This is a genomic window from Arthrobacter sp. AG1021 (assembly GCF_003633665.1).
Taxonomy (GTDB): domain Bacteria; phylum Actinomycetota; class Actinomycetes; order Actinomycetales; family Micrococcaceae; genus Glutamicibacter; species Glutamicibacter soli.
Window position 1 is genome coordinate 194,337 of sequence record NZ_RBLB01000008.1, and the last position, 19,280, is coordinate 213,616.

Consider the following 19,280-nt stretch of genomic DNA (forward strand, 5'->3'; position numbering starts at 1 on the left):
CGCATAGTTTTCAACGGCACAGTTGAATCCCTGAAGGGGGAGCACCATGAGCACCAACACCATCTTCACCGACGCGGCTTCAGCCCAGCACAACGCCTCGGTCGCGCAGAACATCGCGCGGCTGAACCTGCTGGCCCCGGGCTCCACCTGCTCGGACGATTTGAAGTCCAACCCCTGGGACACCCCCGGCGGCTACGGCCCTGGCGCCTCGGAAACGGACGAGGTGCCTGCCGGCTACCCGGTGCAGGGCAGCATCCCGCAGGAGTACCTGAAGGCCAGCGATCAGGAGCTGGACGCGCGCATCCTGGCGGCCAAGGAAACCCTGGGCGAGCGCGCGGTGATCCTGGGCCACTTCTACCAGCGCGACGAGGTGGTGAAGTACGCGGACTTCGTCGGTGACTCCTTCCAGCTGGCCAACGCGGCGCTGACCCGCGAGACGGCGGAGGCGATCGTCTTCTGCGGTGTGCACTTCATGGCGGAGACCGCTGACATCCTCTCGCGCGAGGACCAGGCGGTCATCCTGCCGAACCTGGCCGCCGGCTGCTCCATGGCGGACATGGCCGACGGGCCGAGCGTCCAGCAGTGCTGGGACGAGCTCACCGAGCTCTACCGGGACGAGGAGGACGACGGGCGCCTGCCGGTCATCCCGGTCACCTACATGAACTGCTCGGCCGAGCTGAAGGCGTTCGTGGGCCGCAACGGCGGGCTGGTGTGCACCAGCTCGAATGCCGCCACGGTGGTTGAATGGGCGTTCGAGCGCGGCCGGCGCGTGCTGTTCTTCCCCGACCAGCACCTTGGCCGCAACACCGCCAAGGCCATGGGCGTGCCGCTGGAGCAGATGCCCATGTGGACCCCGCGCAAGGCGCTGGGCGGCAATGACGAGGCGACCCTGCGCGATGCCAAGGTCATCTTGTGGCACGGCTTCTGCTCGGTGCACAAGCGCTTCAACCCGGGCCAGATCGCGAAGGCGCGCGAGGAGTACCCCGGCGTGCGCGTGATCGTGCACCCGGAATGCCCGATGGAGGTCGTGGACGCGGCCGACGAGGCCGGCAGCACCGACTACATCCGCCGCGCGATCGCCGACGCGACCGAGCCCACGGTGTTCGCGATCGGCACCGAGATCAACATGGTCAACCGGCTGGCCGCCGAGTACCCGCAGCACACCATCTTCTGCCTCGACCCGGTGATCTGCCCGTGCTCGACGATGTACCGCATCCACCCCGGCTACCTGGCCTGGGTGCTGGAGGAGCTGGTCGCCGGGCGCGTGGTCAACCGGATCACCGTGCCCGCCGAGCAGCAGGGCGACGCGAAAATCGCCCTGGAACGCATGCTGGCCGCCCGGCCATGAGCGCCGCGGGGGAGAAGCAGCTGGTCATCATCGGGTCCGGGGTCGCCGGGCTGAGCGCCGCCCTGCAGGCGGCGGCCGCCGGAGCGCATCCGGTGCTGCTGACCAAGGACCGGCTGGGCGACTCGAACAGCGAGCTGGCCCAGGGCGGGCTGAGCGCCGTCACCGCGCAGTCCATCGCCGCCGGGGACTCGGTGGCCGCGCACGCGGCTGACACGCTGGCCGCCGGCGCCGGGCACTGCGGGGAAAGCGCGGTGGATTTCATGTGCGCCTCGGCCGCCGAGCTGGTTGATGCGCTGGAAAACCATGCGGTCGCGTTCGACCGCACCGCAGAAGGCGGCTACCAGCTGGGCCTGGAGGCAGCGCACAGCGCCCACCGCATCCTGCACATCCACGGGGACGCCACCGGGGCGGGGCTGGTTGCGGCCCTGTCCGCCGCGGTGCTGCGCGCCCGCGACGCCGGCGAGCTGACGGTGCGCGAGCATGCGCTGGCCACGTCCTTGGTGCTCGACGAGCGCGGTGCGGTGGCCGGGGTCGAGGTCCTGCAGCACGGCACGTCGCACCGGATCGAGGCCGACGCGGTCCTGCTGGCCACCGGGGGACTGGGCCGGCTGTACGCCGCGACCACCAACCCGGCAGGGGCCACCGCGGACGGGATCGGGCTGGCGGCCCGGGCCGGCGCGGTGATCGCCGACGCGGAATTCGTGCAGTTTCACCCCACGCTGGTCGACCCGGCGGCCCACCCGGAGGCCGGCATGGTCTCCGAGGCGGTGCGCGGGGAGGGCGCGGTGCTGGTCACCGGCACCGGGGAGCGCTTCATGCCCGCCGAGCACCCCGATGCCGAGCTGGCCCCGCGCGACGTGGTGGCCCGCGGCATCCACCGCCAGCTGCTGGCCGGGCGCCGGGTGTACCTGGACGCCCGCGGCCTGGACGCGCAGCGCGGCGCGGGCTTCACCGCCCGGCGCTTCCCCTCGATCACCGCACGGCTGGCGGCCTGCGGGCTGGATCTGGCCGCGGACCTGGTCCCGGTGGTCCCTGCCCAGCACTACGCCATGGGCGGGATCGCCACGGACACCAGCGCGCGCACCACCGTGCCCGGGCTCTACGCGGCCGGCGAATGCGCCAACACCACGGTGCACGGCGCCAACCGGCTGGCCAGCAACTCGCTGCTGGAGGCGATGGTGTTCGCCCGCACCGCGGTGCAGGCCATGCTTTCCGACGATCCCGGGGCCTGCGCGGACCTCGACGGACTCGACGGGATAACCGTCGCCCAGCTGCCGACGGCGCTGTCCGCGCACGGCGCGGCCGAGGCCCCGCTGGACCTGGACACCCTGCAGCGCGAGGCGAGCGAGGCCATCGGCGTGTACCGCACCGGCGAGCAGCTTCAACGCTTCGCCGAGCTGCTGAGCGCCTCCGCTCCGGTGGCAGAGTCCCCTCGCGCGCAGCAGGAGCTGGAGAACCTGTGGCTTGCAGCCCGCTTCACCGCGGCCGGCGCGCTGGCGCGCGGAGGATCGCTCGGCGCCCACCATCGGCTGGACTCGGCGCCCGGGCTATCGCAGCCTGCCATCCGCTACGGCTGGCAGCTGAATTGTGCCGAACGAACCGCCGAACAGCTTTCTCCACCCCTGACCACTTCAAGCCCAAGCAGCAAGGAACACACCGCGTGAACGCACCCATCCATCCCGTCCCGCTGCGCGTGATCGACCGCATCATCAATTTCGCGCTTCAGGAGGACAACCCCCGCGGGGACCTGACCGCCGACACCATCGTGCCTGCGGGCGCGGTCGCCACCTGCCGGGTGCGCGCCCGCCAGCCCGGAATCCTGGCCGGCGGCACGGTGTTCGCCCGCGCCATGCACGCGGTGGACCCGGGCATCGCCACCACCCAGCTGGTCGCCGAGGGGCGCACCTTCGCAGCGGGGGACACGCTGATCGAGGTCAGCGGCCCGGCGGCCTCCATCCTCACCGCCGAGCGCGTGGGGCTGAACCTGCTGCAGCGCCTGAGCGCCATCGCCACCGCCACCGGTGAGCTGGTCGCCCTGGTCGCGCACACCAAGGCGCGCATCGCCGACACCCGCAAGACCACCCCGGGGCTGCGCGCGCTGGAACGCTACGCGGTGCGCTGCGGCGGCGGGGTGAACCACCGCGACAACCTCTCCGACGCGTTCATGGCCAAGGACAACCACCTGGCCTTGTTCGATACCCCGCAGGCGCTGACCGAGGCGCTGCGCGGCGTGCGCGCCAGGCTGGGGCACACCACCGCCATGGAGGTGGAGGTGGATTCCATCGACCAGCTGCCGGCGGTGCTGGAGGCGGGGGTGGACGTGATCATGCTTGACAACTTCGACCCCGCTGATATCCCGGCGGCCATCGAGCTGATCGCCGGGCGCGCGATCGTGGAGGCCAGCGGCAACATCAACGCCGGCACGGTCGCCGCGGTGGCCGAATCCGGGGTGGACATCATCTCCTCGGGCGCCATCACCCACTCGGTGGCGGCGATCGACCTGGGACTGGATATGGTTGTCGAATGATCTACATGGACGCCGCCGCCACCGCCCCGCCGCGCCAGGAGGTGCTGGACACCGTATCGCCGCTGCTCACCCGCGACTTCGGCAACCCCGCCTCGCACCATGAGGCGGGGCACCAGGCCCGCCGGGCCGCTAACTGGGCGCGCGCCCAGGTCGCCGCGCAGCTGGCGGTGCATGAGGAGGAGATCTACTTCACCTCCGGCGGCACCGAGGGCGCGAACACCGCGGTGATCGGCGGCGCGCTGGGCAATCCGCGCGGCCGGGTGGTGGTGGCCAGCACCATCGAGCACCCCGCGGTGCTCGAAGCCTGCCGCTACCTGGTGGACTTCCACGGTTTCACGCTGCGGCTGATCAACGTCACCGCCGGCGGGCTGGTGGACCTGGAGCATGCGGCGCAGCTGATCGACGACGACGTCGCCGTGGTCTCGGTGATGGCGGTGAACAACGAGGTCGGCACCATCCAGCCGGTGGCGCAGGTCGCCGCGCTGGCCCACGCGGCTGGCGCGCTGATGCACACCGACGCGGTGCAGGCCGCCGGATGGCTGGACCTGGCGCCGCTGGCCGCAGCGGTGGATGCCTTGAGCATCTCCGGGCACAAGATCGGCGGGCTGAAGGGCAGCGGGGCGCTGTACCTGTCGGGGAAGCACCGCTTCGTGCCGCTGCTGCATGGCGGCGGGCAGCAGTCGGGCCTGCGTTCAGGCACCGAGAACCCGGCGGCCGCCGCCGGCATCGCGGTGGCCCTGCAGGTCTGCGCTTCCCAGCGCGCGCAGGGGCTGGGCGAGGGCTTCGGCAGCTACCTGATCGAGAAGATCACCCGCGGGCTGGAAACCAAGCACCCCGGCAGCGTGCAGCTGACCGGCAGCGGGCAGCAGCGCATCGGCGGCATCGTGTCCTTCGTGTTCCCGAAAACCGCGGGGGAGACCGTGCTGATCGAGCTCGAGCGCAAGGGCGTGCTGTGCTCCTCCGGGTCCGCCTGCGCGGCCGGGTCCACCGATCCCTCGCCGGTGCTCACCGCCATGGGGTACCAGGAGCAGCTGGCGCACACTGCGGTGCGGCTGTCCTTCGGGCGCGGCATCAAGGAGAACGAGCTGAGCCAGGTGGCCAACGCGGTCATCGCCGCGGTCGGCGGGCTGCTGGCCGCGTAGGCAGGTGCATCCTAGCGATCACTTGCCGCGGCCAGCCGGGTGGCGACCCGCTGGGCAAAGAGCAGGCGCCAAGCGCCCACGGCGCCGAGCAGCAGGAAAAACGCCGCGGCCAGCATCGACAAGCGGGTCGCATCGGAGAAGCCGGCGGAGAGGGCGTCGATGGTCGAAGCGGTGTCTTGCCCTCCCGGGGGCTGCAGGCGCAGCTGGGAGATGGTGGTGCCGGCGCTCTGCCGGGTCGACTCGGCCAGCTGCGAGGCCTGGTCGGCGGGAACCAGGGCGTCGTCCAGCCGCGAGGGCAGGGTGATGGCCAGCGCCGCGGAGAGCACGGCGCCGGAGATCGCGGTGCCCAGCGCCGAGCCGATCTGGCGCACGGTGCTCTGCGTGGCCGAGCCCTGGCCGGAAATCTGCACCGGAACCTCGGCCAGCACCGTGCCGGTCAGCTGCGCGGAGGCAAGTCCCAGGCCCAGCCCGTAGACCACCAGGGTGACCGCCACAGCCCACACCGACACCCCGGCGCTGAGCACCAGGGCCAGCACCAGCACACCGGCGGTTTCCAGTCCCAGTCCCAGCAGCACGGTGCCGGCAGGCGAGAGCACCGCGGCCAGGTGCCGGGCCGAAGCTCCGGAGAAGAAGGCGCCCAGCGCCATCGCGGCCAGGATGAAGCCTGCATGCAGCACGCTCAGCCCCAGCGCATTGACCAGGAACAGCGGCAGCACAAACAACAACGCGAATTCGCCGATGGCAACACTCGCGGCCGTCAGGTTGCCCCAGGAGAACGTCTTGTGCTCGAACAAGCGCAGTTCCAGCAACGCGGCGCGGCCGTTGCGGGCACGGTGCCGCTCCCAGAAGATGAACAGCGTGATGGCCGCAACCGAGACCAGCAGCGCGATGCCGGGCAACGATACCGCCGCATCGGCCGGCCAAGTGAACGAGCCGATTTTCAGTTCCTTGGTGGGGGTGATCCAGCCGGCGTCCGGTCCTTCGATGATCGCGAACACCAGCGCGCCCATGCCCAGCGCGCTGAGCAGCGCCCCGTCCACGTCCACGCCGCGGCCGGTGGTTCCGCCCTTGGTTTCGGGCACGAAGATCAGTCCCAGCACCAGCAGCACGGAGCCCAGCGGCAGGTTCACCAGGAAGATCCAGTGCCAGGAGGCGTATTCGGTGAGCAGGCCGCCGGCCAACGGGCCGATGGCCGCGGCGCCGGAGATCACCGCGCCCCATACGCCGAAGGCGGCGGCGCGCTGCTTGCCCTGGAACAGCGAGTTCACCGTGGACAGGGTGGAAGGCATGATGCTCGCGGCGCCGATGGCCTGTACCGCGCGGGCGGCGATCAGCGGCCCGGCGGCATCCGCATTGGCCGCCAGCAGCGAGCCGCCCATGAATACGAGCACGCCGAGAATGAACATCTTCTTGCGGCCCCAGCGGTCGGCCAGGCTGCCGGTGGACAGCAGCAGCGCCGCGAGCACCACCGCATAGAGGCTGTTGACCCACTGCGCGTCGCCCAGATCCAGGCGGATGTCGGCGATGATGGTCGGCAGCGCCACGCCGACGATGGTGCCGTCCAGCACCACCAGTCCAAGGCCTGCGGCCAGGATGCCCAGCGCCGCCCACGGGTGCGCTGCGGAGCGGGGGACGGCGCCGGGTGCGGTGTTTCGTGTTTTGTCTGTCGTCACGTCTCTGGCCTCTGGTGGTTGCTGGTGCGCCGGCGTGCTGCCGTGCGGTGTGCCTTTAATTCCTGATCGTAATCCGGGAAACCGAACTGGTCATCCACCAAATGGTTGAATGTGGACAACGTTCGGGTCCTCTTACAGAGCGGCAGCCAGCGCTGCGGCCCGGCACCAACGCAGCGCGCCGCGCGGTGCGATGCACGGACATGGCCAACCTCCGGATGGTGCGCTGATGGTGAACGCCTCATGGCACCTGCCGGCCGCTGCGCACAAGGGCTGGCCGCCAGCGGATGTGCGTTGTGGCCTGCAGGAATCCGGGCGGGACGGGTGCGGAAGGAGCAGGGGGAGCAGGCCGGGCAGTAGCAAGATTCGATTTACCAAGACGATGCTGGTTTGGTAGGTTGGCGATCATGCAGATTCGTCCAGAGGGCTTCGATGACCGGGCCGCAGTCTATGCGGTGACGCATGCGGCTTTTGCCGGAATCGATCCGATGGTCGAGCCCGAGGAAGTCGGGCTGCTGCAGCAGCTCTTCGACTGCGAGGGCTACGATGCGCGCTTTTCCATCGTCGCGCTCGACGACGCCGTGGTGATCGGCCATGTCATCGCCACCTGGGGAAGGGTCGATGGGCAGCAGATGCTGGGCCTGGGCCCGCTGGCCGTGGCTCCGGAGTACCAGCACCGCGGTGTCGGCTCGATCCTGATGCAGCAGATCCACGACGCCGCGGAGAACGCGCAGCTCAGCGGTATCGTGCTGCTCGGCTCGCCGGGCTACTACCACCGCTTCGGCTACGAACCGGCGTCCCGCCGCGGCATCATCCCTAGCGACCCGACCTGGGGCGAGCACTTCATGGTGCGCGTGTTCGACGAGAGCGCACTGCCGCGCGGCGACTACCGGTACGCCAGCCCCTTCGGCTGCTAGGGCACTCGGCTCCGAAGCCTGTGCCGGGTCAGGCGGATTCCCGCGGTGCGAGATCGTAGATCACGTGGGTGACCAGCCCGGTGCTGCGCGAGGAGCGCGGGATGAACTCCTGCCCTGACACGCCCTCGAAGAGGCGCTCGCCGGAGCCCAGCAGCTTCGGGGAGATGTGCAGCCGCAGTTCGTCCAGCAGCCCCGCGTCCAGGAACTGGTTGATGGTCGACGCTCCGCCGGCGATCGCGACATTCTTCCCGCCGGCCGCCTCGCGCGCCAGCTGAAGCGCCTGGCGGATCCCGCCGGTCACGAAGTTGAAGACCGTGCCGCCCTCCATGGCCAGCGGTTCGCCCTCGTGGTGGGTGAGCACGAAGACCGGTGCGTGATACGGGGGATCCTCGCCCCACCAGCCGCGCCAGCTGCCCGAGGGCGCCCCGCGCTCGGGGCTGAACATGTTCCGGCCCATGATGTAGACGCCTGCCTCCAGGATTCCGGCGCGCTCCGCGGCGTCGTCGTCCCGGGCTTCGAACTGCCATTGGTGCAGCTGTTCGCCGCCGCGGCCCAGCGGCTGTTCAAGGCTCTGCTCCGGCCCGGCCACGAAGCCGTCCAGTGAGATCGTGACGTCGCAGGTAACCCGTGCCATGATGCGCTCCCTCAGCCGTTCGAGAATCCGATGGTGACAGGATAGCCTTGGACACCGCGGCTGGGAATGTGCGCCGGGCTCTTGCCCCGCTGGGAGCACGAGGTGTAGAAAAGTGCCGTGAGCCACGACCCAGCCCCCAGCCAGCTGTCCTTCAGCGTTTCGGGACACATCGCCAAGACCTGCACCCAGGTGTACGAGGCGGTGGCAGATCCCGAGCAGCTCTCCGCCTACTTCACGACCGGCGGCGCCAAGGGCCGCCTGGAAACCGGCGCGACCGTGAGCTGGGACTTCCACGACTTCCCGGGCGCCTTCCCGGTCAAGGTGCTGGAAGCCGAGGTTCCGCGGCGCATCGTGCTGCAGTGGGAAGCGAACCATTCCGCGGCGCCTGACGCGCAGAACACCGTCACCTTCGACTTCCAGCCCCAGGACGACAACTCGCGCACCAAGGTCGTGATCACCGAATCCGCGTGGCAGGACACCGCCGAGGGTGCCACGGCGGCCTTCGGCAACTGCGAGGGCTGGACCGGCATGCTCGCGGCCATGAAGTGCTGGCTGGAATACGGCATCGTGCTGCGCGAGGGCTTCTACAAGTAGCGGCGGCCGGACGAATAACGCGGCAACGCCGGCGGAACCGCCCCGCAGGGCTGGATCCGCCGGCGTTCGGCGTGCGCGCTACTGGATGGCGCTGCGCAGCTTGGAGGTCAGCTGCTGCAGCTGGATGAACTCGTCTTCGCTCAGCGCCGTGCCGATCTGCTCGTAGATGTGCTTGACGTGTTCCCGGCCGATCTCCTGCTGGACCGCCAGCCCCTTGGGAGTCAGCGACAGCTGCATCGCGCGCTGGTCGGTCGGGTCGGCCTCGCGGGTGATCAGGCCCTTGTCCTCCAACCGGGTGACCATGCGGCTCAGGCTCGGCTGCGAGATCAGCAGGTAGCGGTTCAGGTCGACCAGGCGGCTGCGGCCGCCCGGGCAGATGCGAAGGTTGAACAGCACATCGTATTCGCGCATGGAGAGCTTGTGGAACTCCGGCTTGGCGCTGACCTTCCTCATGACGGCCACCTGCGCCCGGAAGAGCGACTCCCAGGCGTCGATGGTGACCTTCACGGGGGCGGGGGTGTTACTGGTCCCGGTCACTGACTTCAGGCTCCTTTGGGGCGTTGGCTTGCTCAGCCTTCAGTTTAGCGTCACGAGCTGCCACGAGGCCTGCATGTGTCGGTGCCGGGGTCAGGTCCTTCGGCGCGCGGGCGTCCATTTCCCTGCGCAGCTCGGGCAGCACGTACTCGCCGAACATGTCCAGCTGGTTCAGCACGGTCTTCAGCGGCAGGCCCGCATGGTCAATAAGGAACAGCTGGCGCTGGTAGCTGCCGAAGTACTCCTGGAAGCTCAGCGTCTTCTCCAGCACCTGCTGCGGGGAGCCGACGGTCAGCGGGGTCTGCGCGGTGAAGTCCTCCAGCGACGGGCCGTGGCCGTAGACCGGGGCGTTGTCGAAGTACGGGCGGAACTCCTTGACCGCCTGCTGCGATTCCTTGGCCATGTAGAACTGCCCGCCCAGGCCCACGATAGCCTGGTCGGCGCGGCCGTGGCCGTAGTGCTCGTAGCGCTCGCGGTACAGGCCGATCAACTGCTGGTAGTGCTCCTTCGGCCAGAAGATGTTGTTCGCGAAGAAGCCGTCGCCGTAGTAGGCGGCGATTTCCGCGACCTGCGGGGTGCGGATCGAGCCGTGCCAGACGAACGGGGCCACGTCGTCCAGCGGGCGCGGGGTGGAGGTGAAGTTCTGCAGCGGGGTGCGGAAGCGGCCTTCCCAGTTCACCACGTCCTCGTCCCACAGGCGGCGCAGCAGGTTGTAGTTCTCCACGGTCAGGTTGACCGAGTCCTGAATGTTCTTCCCGAACCACGGGTAGACCGGGCCGGTGTTGCCGCGGCCGAGCACGAGGTCGGTGCGGCCGTTGGACAGATGCTGCAGCATGGCGAAGTCTTCGGCGATCTTCACCGGGTCGTTCGTGGTGATCAGCGTGGTCGTGGTGGACAGGATGATGCGTTCGGTCTGCGCCGCGATGTAGGCCAGGGTGGTGGTCGGCGAGGAGGAGAAGAACGGGCGGTTGTGGTGCTCACCGATGGCGTAGACGTCCATGCCGATTTCCTCGACCTTTTTGGCGATGGCGACCTGGGCGTCGATGCGTTCCTTCTCTGTTGGCACACGACCGGTGGTGGGATCGCGGGTGATGTCGCTGACTGAGAAAACTCCGAACTGCATGCCTACTCCTATTAGCTGGTGAAACGTCACATCGTGTGCTCGTCTCCAATTTATATGCGTATGCATGTAACAACAAGTTGAGGCGTCAATTATTCCCGAGGTGGGAAGCTGCGACGCAGAGACCAAATCGGATTCCGCCTGAATCGCTACTATGCAGTATCCAGGCGGAAAAGAAAACTCCGCCGGAAGGAAAGTAAACAATCCTTCCGCCGGAGTTCGAGGTTAGGCGCTCAGGTCATGGCGCAAAGGCCAATCCTGCGATTCAAGCAGGACCTGGGTGCACTGCCCGGTGTCGTCGTTGACCAAGAGCGGCGCGAAGAGGTTGGCGCTGGGTCGCTGGTCGGCGGTGTTGACCACGGCAAGGACCAATCGCGCGTTCTGCGACGGCCGGCCGACCGCCGCCAGGTGGTCTTCGGAGAACTGCGGTGTGTAGTGCGGCAGGTGCACTGCGGTCTCGAGGACGAACCAGCGCAATGATGGCGCCTCGGGGGATGACAGTGCAAAGAGGCCCGGGGCGCCGTCGACAGCACAAAGATCCAGCGTTTGCGCCTGCGGGAATCCGGGCAGAGCGGAGGACGGGATCAGTTTGCGGCTCATCGCAGGAAGTCCATGAGTGAAGGCTGCAGGGTGCGGGCCGCGGCGGACAGCGCCGCCTGGTAGGCGACCTCTTGACTCTTGAGCTCCAGGATGGCGGTGGCGAGGTCGATGTCCTCGGTGCCCGCGCGCCGGGCCTCGAGGTTGACTGCATCGCCCAGCAGGCTCTGCTCGGCCGTGCGCACCGTGGCGTGGCTGGCGCCGACGGAGGCCTGGGTGGCAAGGATGTTCTGCAAGTGGGCATCCACCGTTTCAAGTCGTGAGGACACATTGACGCCATTGCGCAAATCCTGCGCGATGGAGGAGATGAGGCTGAAGACGCTGTCCGGGCCTTGGCCGAAGGCGGCAGCGCCGTCGGCGTCCACGCGCACCGAGGAATTCGGCCCGATCCGGCGCAGGACCTCGCTGCCCTGGGAGAACTGCAGGTTCTCATCCAGCGCGCTGCCGGCATCCGAGGTGCCGGCAAACAAGAAGCGCCCGCGGTACTGGGTGTTGGCCACCCCGACCATCTGCTCACGCAATTGGTCGAGTTCAAGGGCGATCGCTTCCCGGGCCTCCGGTCCGAGCGCTCCGTCGTTGGCTCCTTGGGCGGTCAGGTCGCGCACCCGGTGAAGCAGGCTGGTCGCGGCGGACAAGGCGACGTCCGTGGAAGACAGCCAGCCATTGGCATCCGCTGCGTTCCGGGAAAACTGCGCGTTCTGGCGCTGCTCGGTGCGAACCGCCATCGCCTCGGCGGCCCCCGCCGGGTCGTCGCTGGGCCGGCTGATCTGCTTGTTGGAGCCGATCTTGTCCTGGATCGTGGCCAGCCGGGCGGCCGCGGCGGCGAGGTTGCGTTCGGCATTGAAGCTGAGCGCCGACGTGGTAATGCGTGTCATCTGCAGGTCCTATCGTCCAACACGGCCGGTGCCGTTGATCAGGGTGTCCAGCATTTCGTCCAGTGCGGTGAGCACTCGGGCAGCGCCCTGGTAGGCATGCTGGTGGCTGAGCAGGGCGATGTTCTCCTCGTCCAACGACACCGCGGAGGCGCTGTGGCGCGCGGTGACGGCACCGTCCGCGGCCATAGCGCTGGACAGCGCCTGGGTTGCCTCGGCGCGGCTCGTGGCTCCCACCTCGATCACCAGCCGCGACCACAGCGCGTCGGCGCCGTCCGGTGTCTTGCCCAGCTCGGCCAGCTTCTGAGCGTTCGAGCCGTCCAGCGCGCCGCCGCCGGGCAAGCCGGTGGCCAGCTGGGACCCGTGGTGGAGCAGCACCTTGATGCTGCCGGCTGGGTTTGCCGGATCGATGCCGAAGAAGTCGCCGCCAGGCGTGCCGGCACTGGTCAATCCCGAGTGGTGCACCTGGTTGACCGCCTCGGCAAGGCGCAGGGCGATCCGGTCCAGCTGCGCGGCAGCCTGCGCCAGCGGCCCCGAGCTGTAGGAACCGGTGGCGGGGGAGAGCACCGCGAGCCCTGCCGCGATGCTGCCGGCATCCAGCGACACCTGGTCGTCAGGCCGGTGCGACCAGCGCACGGAGACCGCGGCGTCCTCGCTGTTCCGGCCTCCGGACAGCTGCAGCGAGCGGGCAGTAGTCCCGGTGACCAGGGGGCTGCCCTCCAGCAGTACGTCCACGGTTCCATCGGGCAGCTCGCGCACGCTCGCGCCGGACAGCTCGGCCAGGCGCTCGACCAGCTGCGAGCGCTGGTCGAGCAGCGCAGCGGGCGAACCACCGGCGGCGGTGAGCGAACGGATCTGCCCGTTCAGCGCCGCGACGCCCTGCGCGGTGGCATTCAGATCGTCGATGCGGGTGCTCAGGTCCTGGCGCTGGGAGGTCCACTGGCCGTTGATCTCGTCATCCATCTGGACGATGCGGTCGACCGCCGACTGCGCGCGCTGGAGCAGCACGGCCCCCGCGGCGGCGTCGCCTGGCTGGCCTGCCACGTCTTCCCATCCGGCCCAGAAATCGTTGAGCAACGCGGAGAGGCCGTTCTCGCCCGGTTCGCGCAGGATTGATTCGAGATCTGCCATCGCATCGGCGCGCACCGAGCTCTGCGAGGCCAGCGCGACGGTGCCTCGGACGCGGGCGTCCAGGCTGGCGTCGGCCAATCGGGCGATGCCGGTGAACACGACGCCTTGGTCGATGCGCCCGGACGAGGTGATCTTGCCGGTGGAGGCCACCGCCCCTGCGGATTGGAACTCGGCACGCTGCCGGGTGTATCCCGGGGTGGCGACATTGGCCAAGTTGTTCCCCGCAACCTCCATGGCAGCTCGCGCCGCGTTGAGCCCCGACAGGGCGGTATTCAGGCTCCCGAAGGTGCTCATCTGGATTCCTTAGACATTGGTGTCGAGTATGCGGGCGTCGGTGCCTGGAACATCGGCCGCTCCGCTGCGGCCATAGGTCGATGCCGAATCGCCGAGGTTCGCAAGGGTTTCCTGGGCCGAGCGCTGAGCGGCTCGGAGGAACTGCTCATTGGCGTCGCGAGTCGCCGCGATGACGTTGGTGTATTCATGGATCGCCGTCAGATGGGAGGTGAGGATCTCTCCCCACGGCCCCACTGGCGCGAGCGCAGCCAATTCGGAGAGCGACGAGTCCGGGTCGCCGCCCCAACTTTCGGCCACCTCGCGGGCGACCAGCGTGCGTTCCAGGCTGGTATGGTGCATGCGTTCCAGCACATGTTCGATTTCTCGAGTCGCTGCCGAAAGCCATTGCGTTTTGCCGGCAATGAGCAGTAAATTCTGTTCCTCGAGTTTGAAATGGAGCAGTTCAAGGCATTCCCGTTCCTTGAACAGGAGCGTCGACAGCTCATTTACCCGATTGGTCATGATTCTCCAATTCTGGCATTTCCCCAAAATGCCTCGATAACCAATAGTATCGGCGGCGAGTGGAAGACGGTTAGCGGCGCCGGGTCGCCAGGCGCCTACGAAGGCCCGAAAAACCGGAGACAATACGTCCGAAAACGCCTCATAAATAGCGTTTGTCAAAAACCCTCATGTAGTTCTAATGTTAGTTCGCGTGGCCGATTGTCTAGTTGGGGTAGACACATAGCCAATCGCACTCTGAGATAAAGGACTCCGGCACAGTGGAGCTTGAAGCACGCAATGAATTGGTTTTGGCAAACCTCCCCCTTGTCGGATATCTAGCAGCTGAACTTTGCTCGAAAGCGACGCATCTTTCGCGCGAAGATCTCGTCTCCGTCGGCACCATCGCGATGATCAGCGCTGCCGAATCATTCGACCCCTCCCGTGGAGTGCCTTTCGGCGCCTTCGCCCGCCGCCGGATCATGGGTGCCTTTGCCGACGATATGCGTTCGAACGATTGGGCGACCCGTGGGGCGCGCCAGAAAATCACTGCAACCCGCAACGTCCAGGAAGCCTTGACCGGTGTTCTGGGACGCCAGCCATCGGAGCATGAGTTGGCCGACGCCATGGGCGTGAGCAGCGCGGACGTGCGCGCGGTGATGGCCGATGCCGAGCGCAGCGTGGTGGCGCTGGAGGAAACCATGCATGACAGCCTCCTGTCCGAGATGGGAATCCCGGAGGAAAACATCCTGCACCGCGAACGCATCAGCGTGATCCATGCGGCCGTGCAGTGCCTGCCCCAGAAACTCCAGATCCTGATCCGCCGACTCTTTTTCGATGGCGCCACGGTCAAGCAGATTGCTGCCGAGGCGGGCGTGACGCATTCGGCAATCTCGCAGCAGCGCACCGTCGCCCTCAAGCTGCTGCACGAAGCCATCCAGACGCATTACCTCACCGACCGGCCGCCCGTCGTGCAGCCCAAGCTCACGAAGTCCGCGCAGGCGCGGCGCGACAGCTACCTCGACGAGTTTGCCCACCAGGCAACAGGCGGACGCTTGGACGACTGGACCGGTCCGCCGATGACAGCGGATATTGCGTGATGGTCGAGGTGGAAGCATCCCGCTAACCGCTCGCGGAGTACGGCCGATAGTTGTTCACGAGGTCCATGGACGGACCTAGGTAAACAACACCCGTTCTCACGGAGGAAAACATCATGGGTATGCAGATCAACACCAACCTCGCGGCGCTGAATGCTCACCGCAACCTGTCCAACACCCAGAACGACCTGTCGAAGTCGCTGGAAAAGCTGTCCTCGGGCCTGCGCATCAACCGCGCGGCAGACGACGCCGCCGGACTTGCCATCTCCGAAGGGCTGCGTTCGCAGGTCAACGGCCTGAACGTTGCCGCCCGCAATGCCCAGGACGGCATCTCCGTCATCCAGACCGCTGAAGGCGCGCTGACCGAGGTCCACTCGATCCTGCAGCGTGTGCGCGATCTGGCAGTACAGGCCGGCAACGACTCGAACAATGCGGAATCCCGCAAGGCCATCACCACCGAAGTCACCGCCCTGGTCGACGAATTGGGACGCATCGGCGACACGACCAACTTCAACGGCATCAACCTGCTTGATGCCACTGCCGGCTCAACCGGCAACGGCGTCATGTCCTTCCAGATCGGCGCCGGCACCGGCGGCGACAGCCAGATTACGCTGGATCTGAGCCAGGGCGGCATCGACATCAAGACCCTGGCCACCGATTTGAAGGCCGCGATCGTGACCACCGACGGGTTCGCGTCGGCCTCGGTTGCGGCAGCGACCATCGGCACCGTCGACACCGCCATCACCAGCGTGTCCAGTGGCCGCGCGGCCTTGGGCGCAGTGCAGAACCGCTTCGAATCGGCGATCAACTCGCTGAACGTGTCGCGCGAAAACCTGCAGGCGGCCGAGTCCCGCATCCGCGACGTGGACATGGCCGGCGAGATGGTGAACTTCACCCGCTCGAACATCCTGTCCCAGGCTGGTACCGCCATGCTTGCTCAGGCCAACCAGTCCAACCAGGGCGTCCTGAAGCTGCTGGGCTAACCACCCGCTGGCTAGCCGCTGCCGGCCACGCGCGTCGGCGCGCCGGAATCCGGCAGCCTGGCGCCCCGCGCCCGGAAAGAGGCCGAAAGGCCCTTTCCGGGCACGCGGGCACGTACATCATCTTTCACAGTCCGGGAGGCAGTATCCGTGGGAATTTCTCTTGATGGCCTGGCCAGTGGATTGGACACCGCCGCCCTCATCAAGTCGCTGATGCAGGTCGAAGCGATTCCCCAGACCATGCTGAAAAATCGGGTCACCGCAACGCAGACCATGGTCTCGGCGCTCCAGTCGCTGAATACCCGCGTCGCGGACGTAGCCAAACTTTCGGCCACCCTGGCCAAACCCGAGGCGCTGCAGAAATTCACCTCGGTATCCAGCTCAAACTCGGTCACCGTGAAGACCTCCGACGGGGCCGCGACTGGATCTCTGGAATTGACCGTCGACCAGCTCGCCCAGCAGCAGGTTACCGTCACCGGACCGCTCACCGAATGGGACAGCTCCTCCTTCACGCTGACCTCGGCCGGCAAGGACTACAGCATCACCGCCGCCTCCGCGTCCCTGGACGACGTGATCACCGCGGTCAACGCTTCCGAGGCGGGAGTCAAGGCCGTCAAATTCGCGGTCGGCGACGGAACGTACCGCGTGCAGTTCACCGCGGACGCCAGCGGAGCGGCGAATTCCTTCTCAGTGGCCGGCACGGCCGTTCCCCTCACCCAGATCCGTGCCGCGCAGGATGCCACGGTCACGCTCTGGGCCGGCAGCGCCGCGGAGCAGACAGTCAGCTCCGCGTCGAATACCTTCGCCGGGCTCATGCCGGGTATCGACGTGAGCGTTTCCAAGACGTCGAGCGAACCGGTCACCCTCACCGTGCAGCGCGACATGGCAGCGGCCGCCAAGGAAGCCTCCTCCCTGGTGGAATCGCTGAACGGACTGCTGAACTTCATCTCCGCCAACTCCTCGGTCACCATCGGCACCGGTGGCGCCACCAGCGGCATGATCTTCACCGGCGACAGCATGGTCCGAAGCATCACGCAGCGCCTCACGGATGCGGCGATCAGGCCGGTGGACGGGCGTTCGCCATCGGAAATCGGCATTTCGATCACCCGAGAGGGAAAACTCGATTTCGACGAAGAGAAATTCACCAAGGCGCTGAACGCCGACCCAGCGCGGGTGCAGTCGGCCTTCGCCACCCTGGCCAAGCGCGTGGAAACTGTCAGCAGCGAACTGTCCGACAAGTATTCCGGGGACATCAGCTCGCGCATCAAGGGGCAGGAAACGACGATCACCCGGCTCAATGACCAGATCTTGAATTGGGACCGCCGGCTGGAAAGCCGGGAAGCGAGCCTGAAGCGCATCTATTCAGCCCTGGAAGTGCAGCTGAGCAACATGAACGCCCAGCAGTCCTACCTCGCTTCGCAACTTGCCTCGCTGCCGAGCACCAAGGAGAAATAATGCTCAATCCTGCCCAGAAGATCGCGCAACTAAACCGGGAGGCGATCCTTTCCGCCAGCCCGGCCAAGCTGCTGACCATGCTCTACGACCGGCTGATGGTCGACCTGCATCGGGCCAAGAGCGCCCAGGACTCGGCAAACTGGGGCGCAGCGGCAGAGAACCTGCTGCACGCCCAGGCGATCATTGCCGAGCTGTCCTCCAGCCTCGACGACTCGGCGTGGTCCGGCGGCGCGGGGCTGCGATCCCTCTACGTTTTCGTCACCCAGCTGCTCATCGATGCGAACATCCAGCGCAACATCCAGCTCACCGCCCAGGCCATCGAGTTGCTCAAGCCGCTGCAGGAAGCATGGCACGAGGCCGCGGCTTCCCCGGGCGGCCCTGCAGTGCAGCACGCGGGGGTCAACGTTGGCTGAAGTACTTGCATCGCAGTGCAGCACCTGGGACCAGCTGCTCGACGAACTTGAGGCCCGCTGCGCCCGTCTGGCCGCCGCGCTGCACGTGGACGCACAGCTCGTCGACCTGGACATCGCCGCCTGGAAGGCCCCTGAATCCGGAATGCCGCTTCCAGCCCGGCTTCGCCAGCGCGCCGCCGAGGTCCTGGGGCAGCTGGGCGAGCTGATCGATGCCTACGCCCGACGCAGAAACGACATCGCCGCCCAGCTCAGGGCCGTTGACAGCGTGCCCCGTCCGCCAGCGGACGCCGCCGTGTACCTTGACGCGGTTGGCTAGGGAATTCGGCTAACCGGGACCGCAAAGCAACCGATAGTTGCTTCTGTCATGGGGGAGCATGGATCGCTCGCAAGCCCCGTTGCCCATGGATGGGCCCAGCTGAAGACTCTGGAGCGACACGTCTTGTTTGAATCTGTGACCTCTGCAGCGATGGAGAGCGCCCTGAACGCGCTCTCCCTGCGCCAGCGCGCCATCGCGAATAACATCGCGAACGTGAACACCCCGGGGTACCAAGCCCGTCGGGTGGACTTCGAGTCCGCGCTGGCCGCATCGATTTCGCAAGGCAGCGGCGAGGCCGTCGCCAGCACCAACCGGTCCCTGGAACCCACGCGGCTGGACGGCTCGAATGTCAACCTTGACACCGAGACGCTGTCCAACGTGGACACCATGCTGCGCTACCAGTTCGCGACCCAGGCCGCTTCGGGCACCTTCAGCTCCATCCGCACCGCATTGAAGGGCAGCTGATGTTCGACGCCATCGGAATCGCCGGAACCGGCCTGACCGTCCACCGCAAGTGGCTGGACGCGGTGTCGGACAACCTGGCCAACGCCAACACCGCGCGCAGCACCGACGACGAGGCTTTTCGCGCCCAGTACGTCCTGGCGCGGGCGGGGGACGACGCCAACGGGGTGTACGTCGCTGGCATCGAACGCGGCGACGCCGAGGGCCGGATCGTGCACGAGCCCGACCACCCGTTGGCCGATGCCGATGGCAACGTGCGTTATCCCGATATCGACCTGTCGGAACAGATGGGCTCCCTGATCCTTGCCCAGCGCGGCTACCAGGTCAACGCCGCCGTGGTCGACCGCGCCCGTGAAAGCTATCAAGCCGCCCTGCAGATTGGACGTGGCCAGTAATGAACTTCGAGATCACCCCCGTGTCGGCCACCACCCCGACAACCCCTGCCGGCTACCGCCAGGCGGAACCCCGCAGCAGCGACGGCTCGGCCTTTGCCGCCACGCTGGGCAGCGCGCTGGCCGAGGTGCAGCAGCTGCAGTCGACCTCCAACGACCTGTCGCTCAAGGCAGTCACCGGCGAACTGGCCGACATCCATACCGCGACCCTGGCCTCCGCGCGCGCCTCGCTGGCCCTTGAAACGGCAGCGACCTTCCGCAACCGCGGCGTGGAAGCCTTCAACGAGATCATGAGGATGCAAGCCTAG

Annotated in this window: 22 protein-coding genes; 14 read left to right on the plus strand and 8 right to left on the minus strand. The window is 67.4% G+C overall.

Features of this window, described 5'->3' with window-relative positions; translation table 11 throughout:
* Positions 1-46 precede the first annotated feature (46 nt).
* From nadA to DFO58_RS09410, 4 genes are read left to right on the plus strand one after another with little or no spacing between them, the layout of a single operon-like run.
* Complete coding sequence (gene nadA, locus DFO58_RS09395; RefSeq protein ID WP_120990350.1) at positions 47-1,348, plus strand: quinolinate synthase NadA; 1,302 nt, start codon at positions 47-49, stop codon at positions 1,346-1,348.
* Positions 1,345-3,012 carry an FAD-binding protein gene (locus tag DFO58_RS09400; RefSeq protein ID WP_120990352.1) on the plus strand — a complete coding sequence of 556 codons (1,668 nt, stop codon included), beginning with the start codon at positions 1,345-1,347 and terminating at the stop codon, positions 3,010-3,012. The genes nadA and DFO58_RS09400 overlap by 4 nt, the downstream gene beginning before the upstream one ends.
* On the plus strand, positions 3,009-3,875 hold the full coding sequence (gene nadC / locus DFO58_RS09405) for a carboxylating nicotinate-nucleotide diphosphorylase (RefSeq protein WP_120990354.1): 867 nt from the start codon (positions 3,009-3,011) through the stop codon (positions 3,873-3,875). The genes DFO58_RS09400 and nadC overlap by 4 nt, the downstream gene beginning before the upstream one ends.
* On the plus strand, positions 3,872-5,017 hold the full coding sequence (locus DFO58_RS09410; RefSeq protein ID WP_120990356.1) for a cysteine desulfurase family protein: 1,146 nt from the start codon (positions 3,872-3,874) through the stop codon (positions 5,015-5,017). Before nadC ends, DFO58_RS09410 begins: the two co-directional genes overlap by 4 nt.
* A gap of 11 nt (positions 5,018-5,028) precedes the next feature.
* Here DFO58_RS09410 and DFO58_RS09415 read toward each other — a convergent pair whose 3' ends face one another.
* Complete coding sequence (locus DFO58_RS09415) at positions 5,029-6,618, minus strand: MFS transporter (protein ID WP_286163567.1); 1,590 nt, start codon at positions 6,616-6,618, stop codon at positions 5,029-5,031.
* A 476-nt stretch (positions 6,619-7,094) separates the two neighbouring features.
* Between DFO58_RS09415 and DFO58_RS09420 the strand changes: the two genes are divergently transcribed.
* Entirely contained in the window at positions 7,095-7,604 is a 510-nt protein-coding gene (locus DFO58_RS09420) for an N-acetyltransferase (RefSeq protein WP_053799371.1), read from the plus strand.
* A 28-nt stretch (positions 7,605-7,632) separates the two neighbouring features.
* Here the strand turns inward: DFO58_RS09420 and DFO58_RS09425 are convergent, their stop codons facing one another.
* Positions 7,633-8,238 (minus strand): dihydrofolate reductase family protein, encoded by a 606-nt coding sequence (locus tag DFO58_RS09425; protein WP_120990361.1) that lies wholly within the window; start codon positions 8,236-8,238, stop codon positions 7,633-7,635.
* A gap of 117 nt (positions 8,239-8,355) precedes the next feature.
* Between DFO58_RS09425 and DFO58_RS09430 the strand changes: the two genes are divergently transcribed.
* Positions 8,356-8,832, plus strand: coding sequence for an SRPBCC domain-containing protein (locus tag DFO58_RS09430; protein ID WP_120990363.1), 477 nt, complete (start codon positions 8,356-8,358; stop codon positions 8,830-8,832).
* Between the two features lie 78 nt (positions 8,833-8,910).
* Here DFO58_RS09430 and DFO58_RS09435 read toward each other — a convergent pair whose 3' ends face one another.
* The 6 genes from DFO58_RS09435 to DFO58_RS09460 form a co-directional block, all read right to left on the minus strand.
* Complete coding sequence (locus tag DFO58_RS09435) at positions 8,911-9,369, minus strand: MarR family transcriptional regulator (RefSeq protein ID WP_231735968.1); 459 nt, start codon at positions 9,367-9,369, stop codon at positions 8,911-8,913.
* Entirely contained in the window at positions 9,353-10,489 is a 1,137-nt protein-coding gene (locus DFO58_RS09440) for an LLM class flavin-dependent oxidoreductase (protein ID WP_113607862.1), read from the minus strand. Before DFO58_RS09440 ends, DFO58_RS09435 begins: the two co-directional genes overlap by 17 nt.
* 222 nt (positions 10,490-10,711) lie before the next feature.
* Positions 10,712-11,086 (minus strand): flagellar assembly protein FliW, encoded by a 375-nt coding sequence (locus DFO58_RS09445; protein WP_120990365.1) that lies wholly within the window; start codon positions 11,084-11,086, stop codon positions 10,712-10,714.
* A complete protein-coding gene (gene flgL, locus DFO58_RS09450; RefSeq protein ID WP_047118815.1) occupies positions 11,083-11,958 on the minus strand; it encodes a flagellar hook-associated protein FlgL in 876 nt (291 codons plus the stop codon). The genes DFO58_RS09445 and flgL overlap by 4 nt, the downstream gene beginning before the upstream one ends.
* Positions 11,959-11,967: 9 nt before the next feature.
* Positions 11,968-13,380 carry a flagellar hook-associated protein FlgK gene (flgK, locus tag DFO58_RS09455; protein WP_120990367.1) on the minus strand — a complete coding sequence of 471 codons (1,413 nt, stop codon included), beginning with the start codon at positions 13,378-13,380 and terminating at the stop codon, positions 11,968-11,970.
* A 9-nt stretch (positions 13,381-13,389) separates the two neighbouring features.
* The gene (locus tag DFO58_RS09460; protein WP_047118817.1) at positions 13,390-13,881 is read right to left on the minus strand and encodes a flagellar protein FlgN; all 492 of its coding nucleotides are present in this window, start codon (positions 13,879-13,881) and stop codon (positions 13,390-13,392) included.
* A 257-nt stretch (positions 13,882-14,138) separates the two neighbouring features.
* Here DFO58_RS09460 and DFO58_RS09465 point away from each other — a divergent pair, with 257 nt between their 5' ends.
* The 8 genes from DFO58_RS09465 (at position 14,139) to fliE (ending at position 19,280) form a co-directional block, all read left to right on the plus strand.
* Positions 14,139-14,957 carry a sigma-70 family RNA polymerase sigma factor gene (locus DFO58_RS09465; protein WP_183043144.1) on the plus strand — a complete coding sequence of 273 codons (819 nt, stop codon included), beginning with the start codon at positions 14,139-14,141 and terminating at the stop codon, positions 14,955-14,957.
* Between the two features lie 113 nt (positions 14,958-15,070).
* Entirely contained in the window at positions 15,071-15,937 is an 867-nt protein-coding gene (locus DFO58_RS09470) for a flagellin (RefSeq protein WP_047118819.1), read from the plus strand.
* A gap of 147 nt (positions 15,938-16,084) precedes the next feature.
* Positions 16,085-17,389, plus strand: coding sequence for a flagellar filament capping protein FliD (gene fliD, locus DFO58_RS09475; protein WP_147407237.1), 1,305 nt, complete (start codon positions 16,085-16,087; stop codon positions 17,387-17,389).
* Positions 17,389-17,802, plus strand: a complete 414-nt coding sequence (gene fliS, locus DFO58_RS09480; protein ID WP_047118821.1) for a flagellar export chaperone FliS — start codon at positions 17,389-17,391, stop codon at positions 17,800-17,802. Before fliD ends, fliS begins: the two co-directional genes overlap by 1 nt.
* The gene (locus tag DFO58_RS09485) at positions 17,795-18,118 is read left to right on the plus strand and encodes a hypothetical protein (protein ID WP_120990374.1); all 324 of its coding nucleotides are present in this window, start codon (positions 17,795-17,797) and stop codon (positions 18,116-18,118) included. The genes fliS and DFO58_RS09485 overlap by 8 nt, the downstream gene beginning before the upstream one ends.
* Before the next feature lie 123 nt (positions 18,119-18,241).
* Complete coding sequence (locus tag DFO58_RS09490; RefSeq protein ID WP_047118823.1) at positions 18,242-18,583, plus strand: flagellar basal body protein; 342 nt, start codon at positions 18,242-18,244, stop codon at positions 18,581-18,583.
* Positions 18,580-18,975: a flagellar basal body rod C-terminal domain-containing protein gene (locus DFO58_RS09495; RefSeq protein ID WP_047118824.1), complete on the plus strand. Its 396-nt coding sequence runs from the start codon at positions 18,580-18,582 to the stop codon at positions 18,973-18,975. Before DFO58_RS09490 ends, DFO58_RS09495 begins: the two co-directional genes overlap by 4 nt.
* Positions 18,975-19,280, plus strand: coding sequence for a flagellar hook-basal body complex protein FliE (fliE, locus tag DFO58_RS09500; RefSeq protein ID WP_052772314.1), 306 nt, complete (start codon positions 18,975-18,977; stop codon positions 19,278-19,280). The genes DFO58_RS09495 and fliE overlap by 1 nt, the downstream gene beginning before the upstream one ends.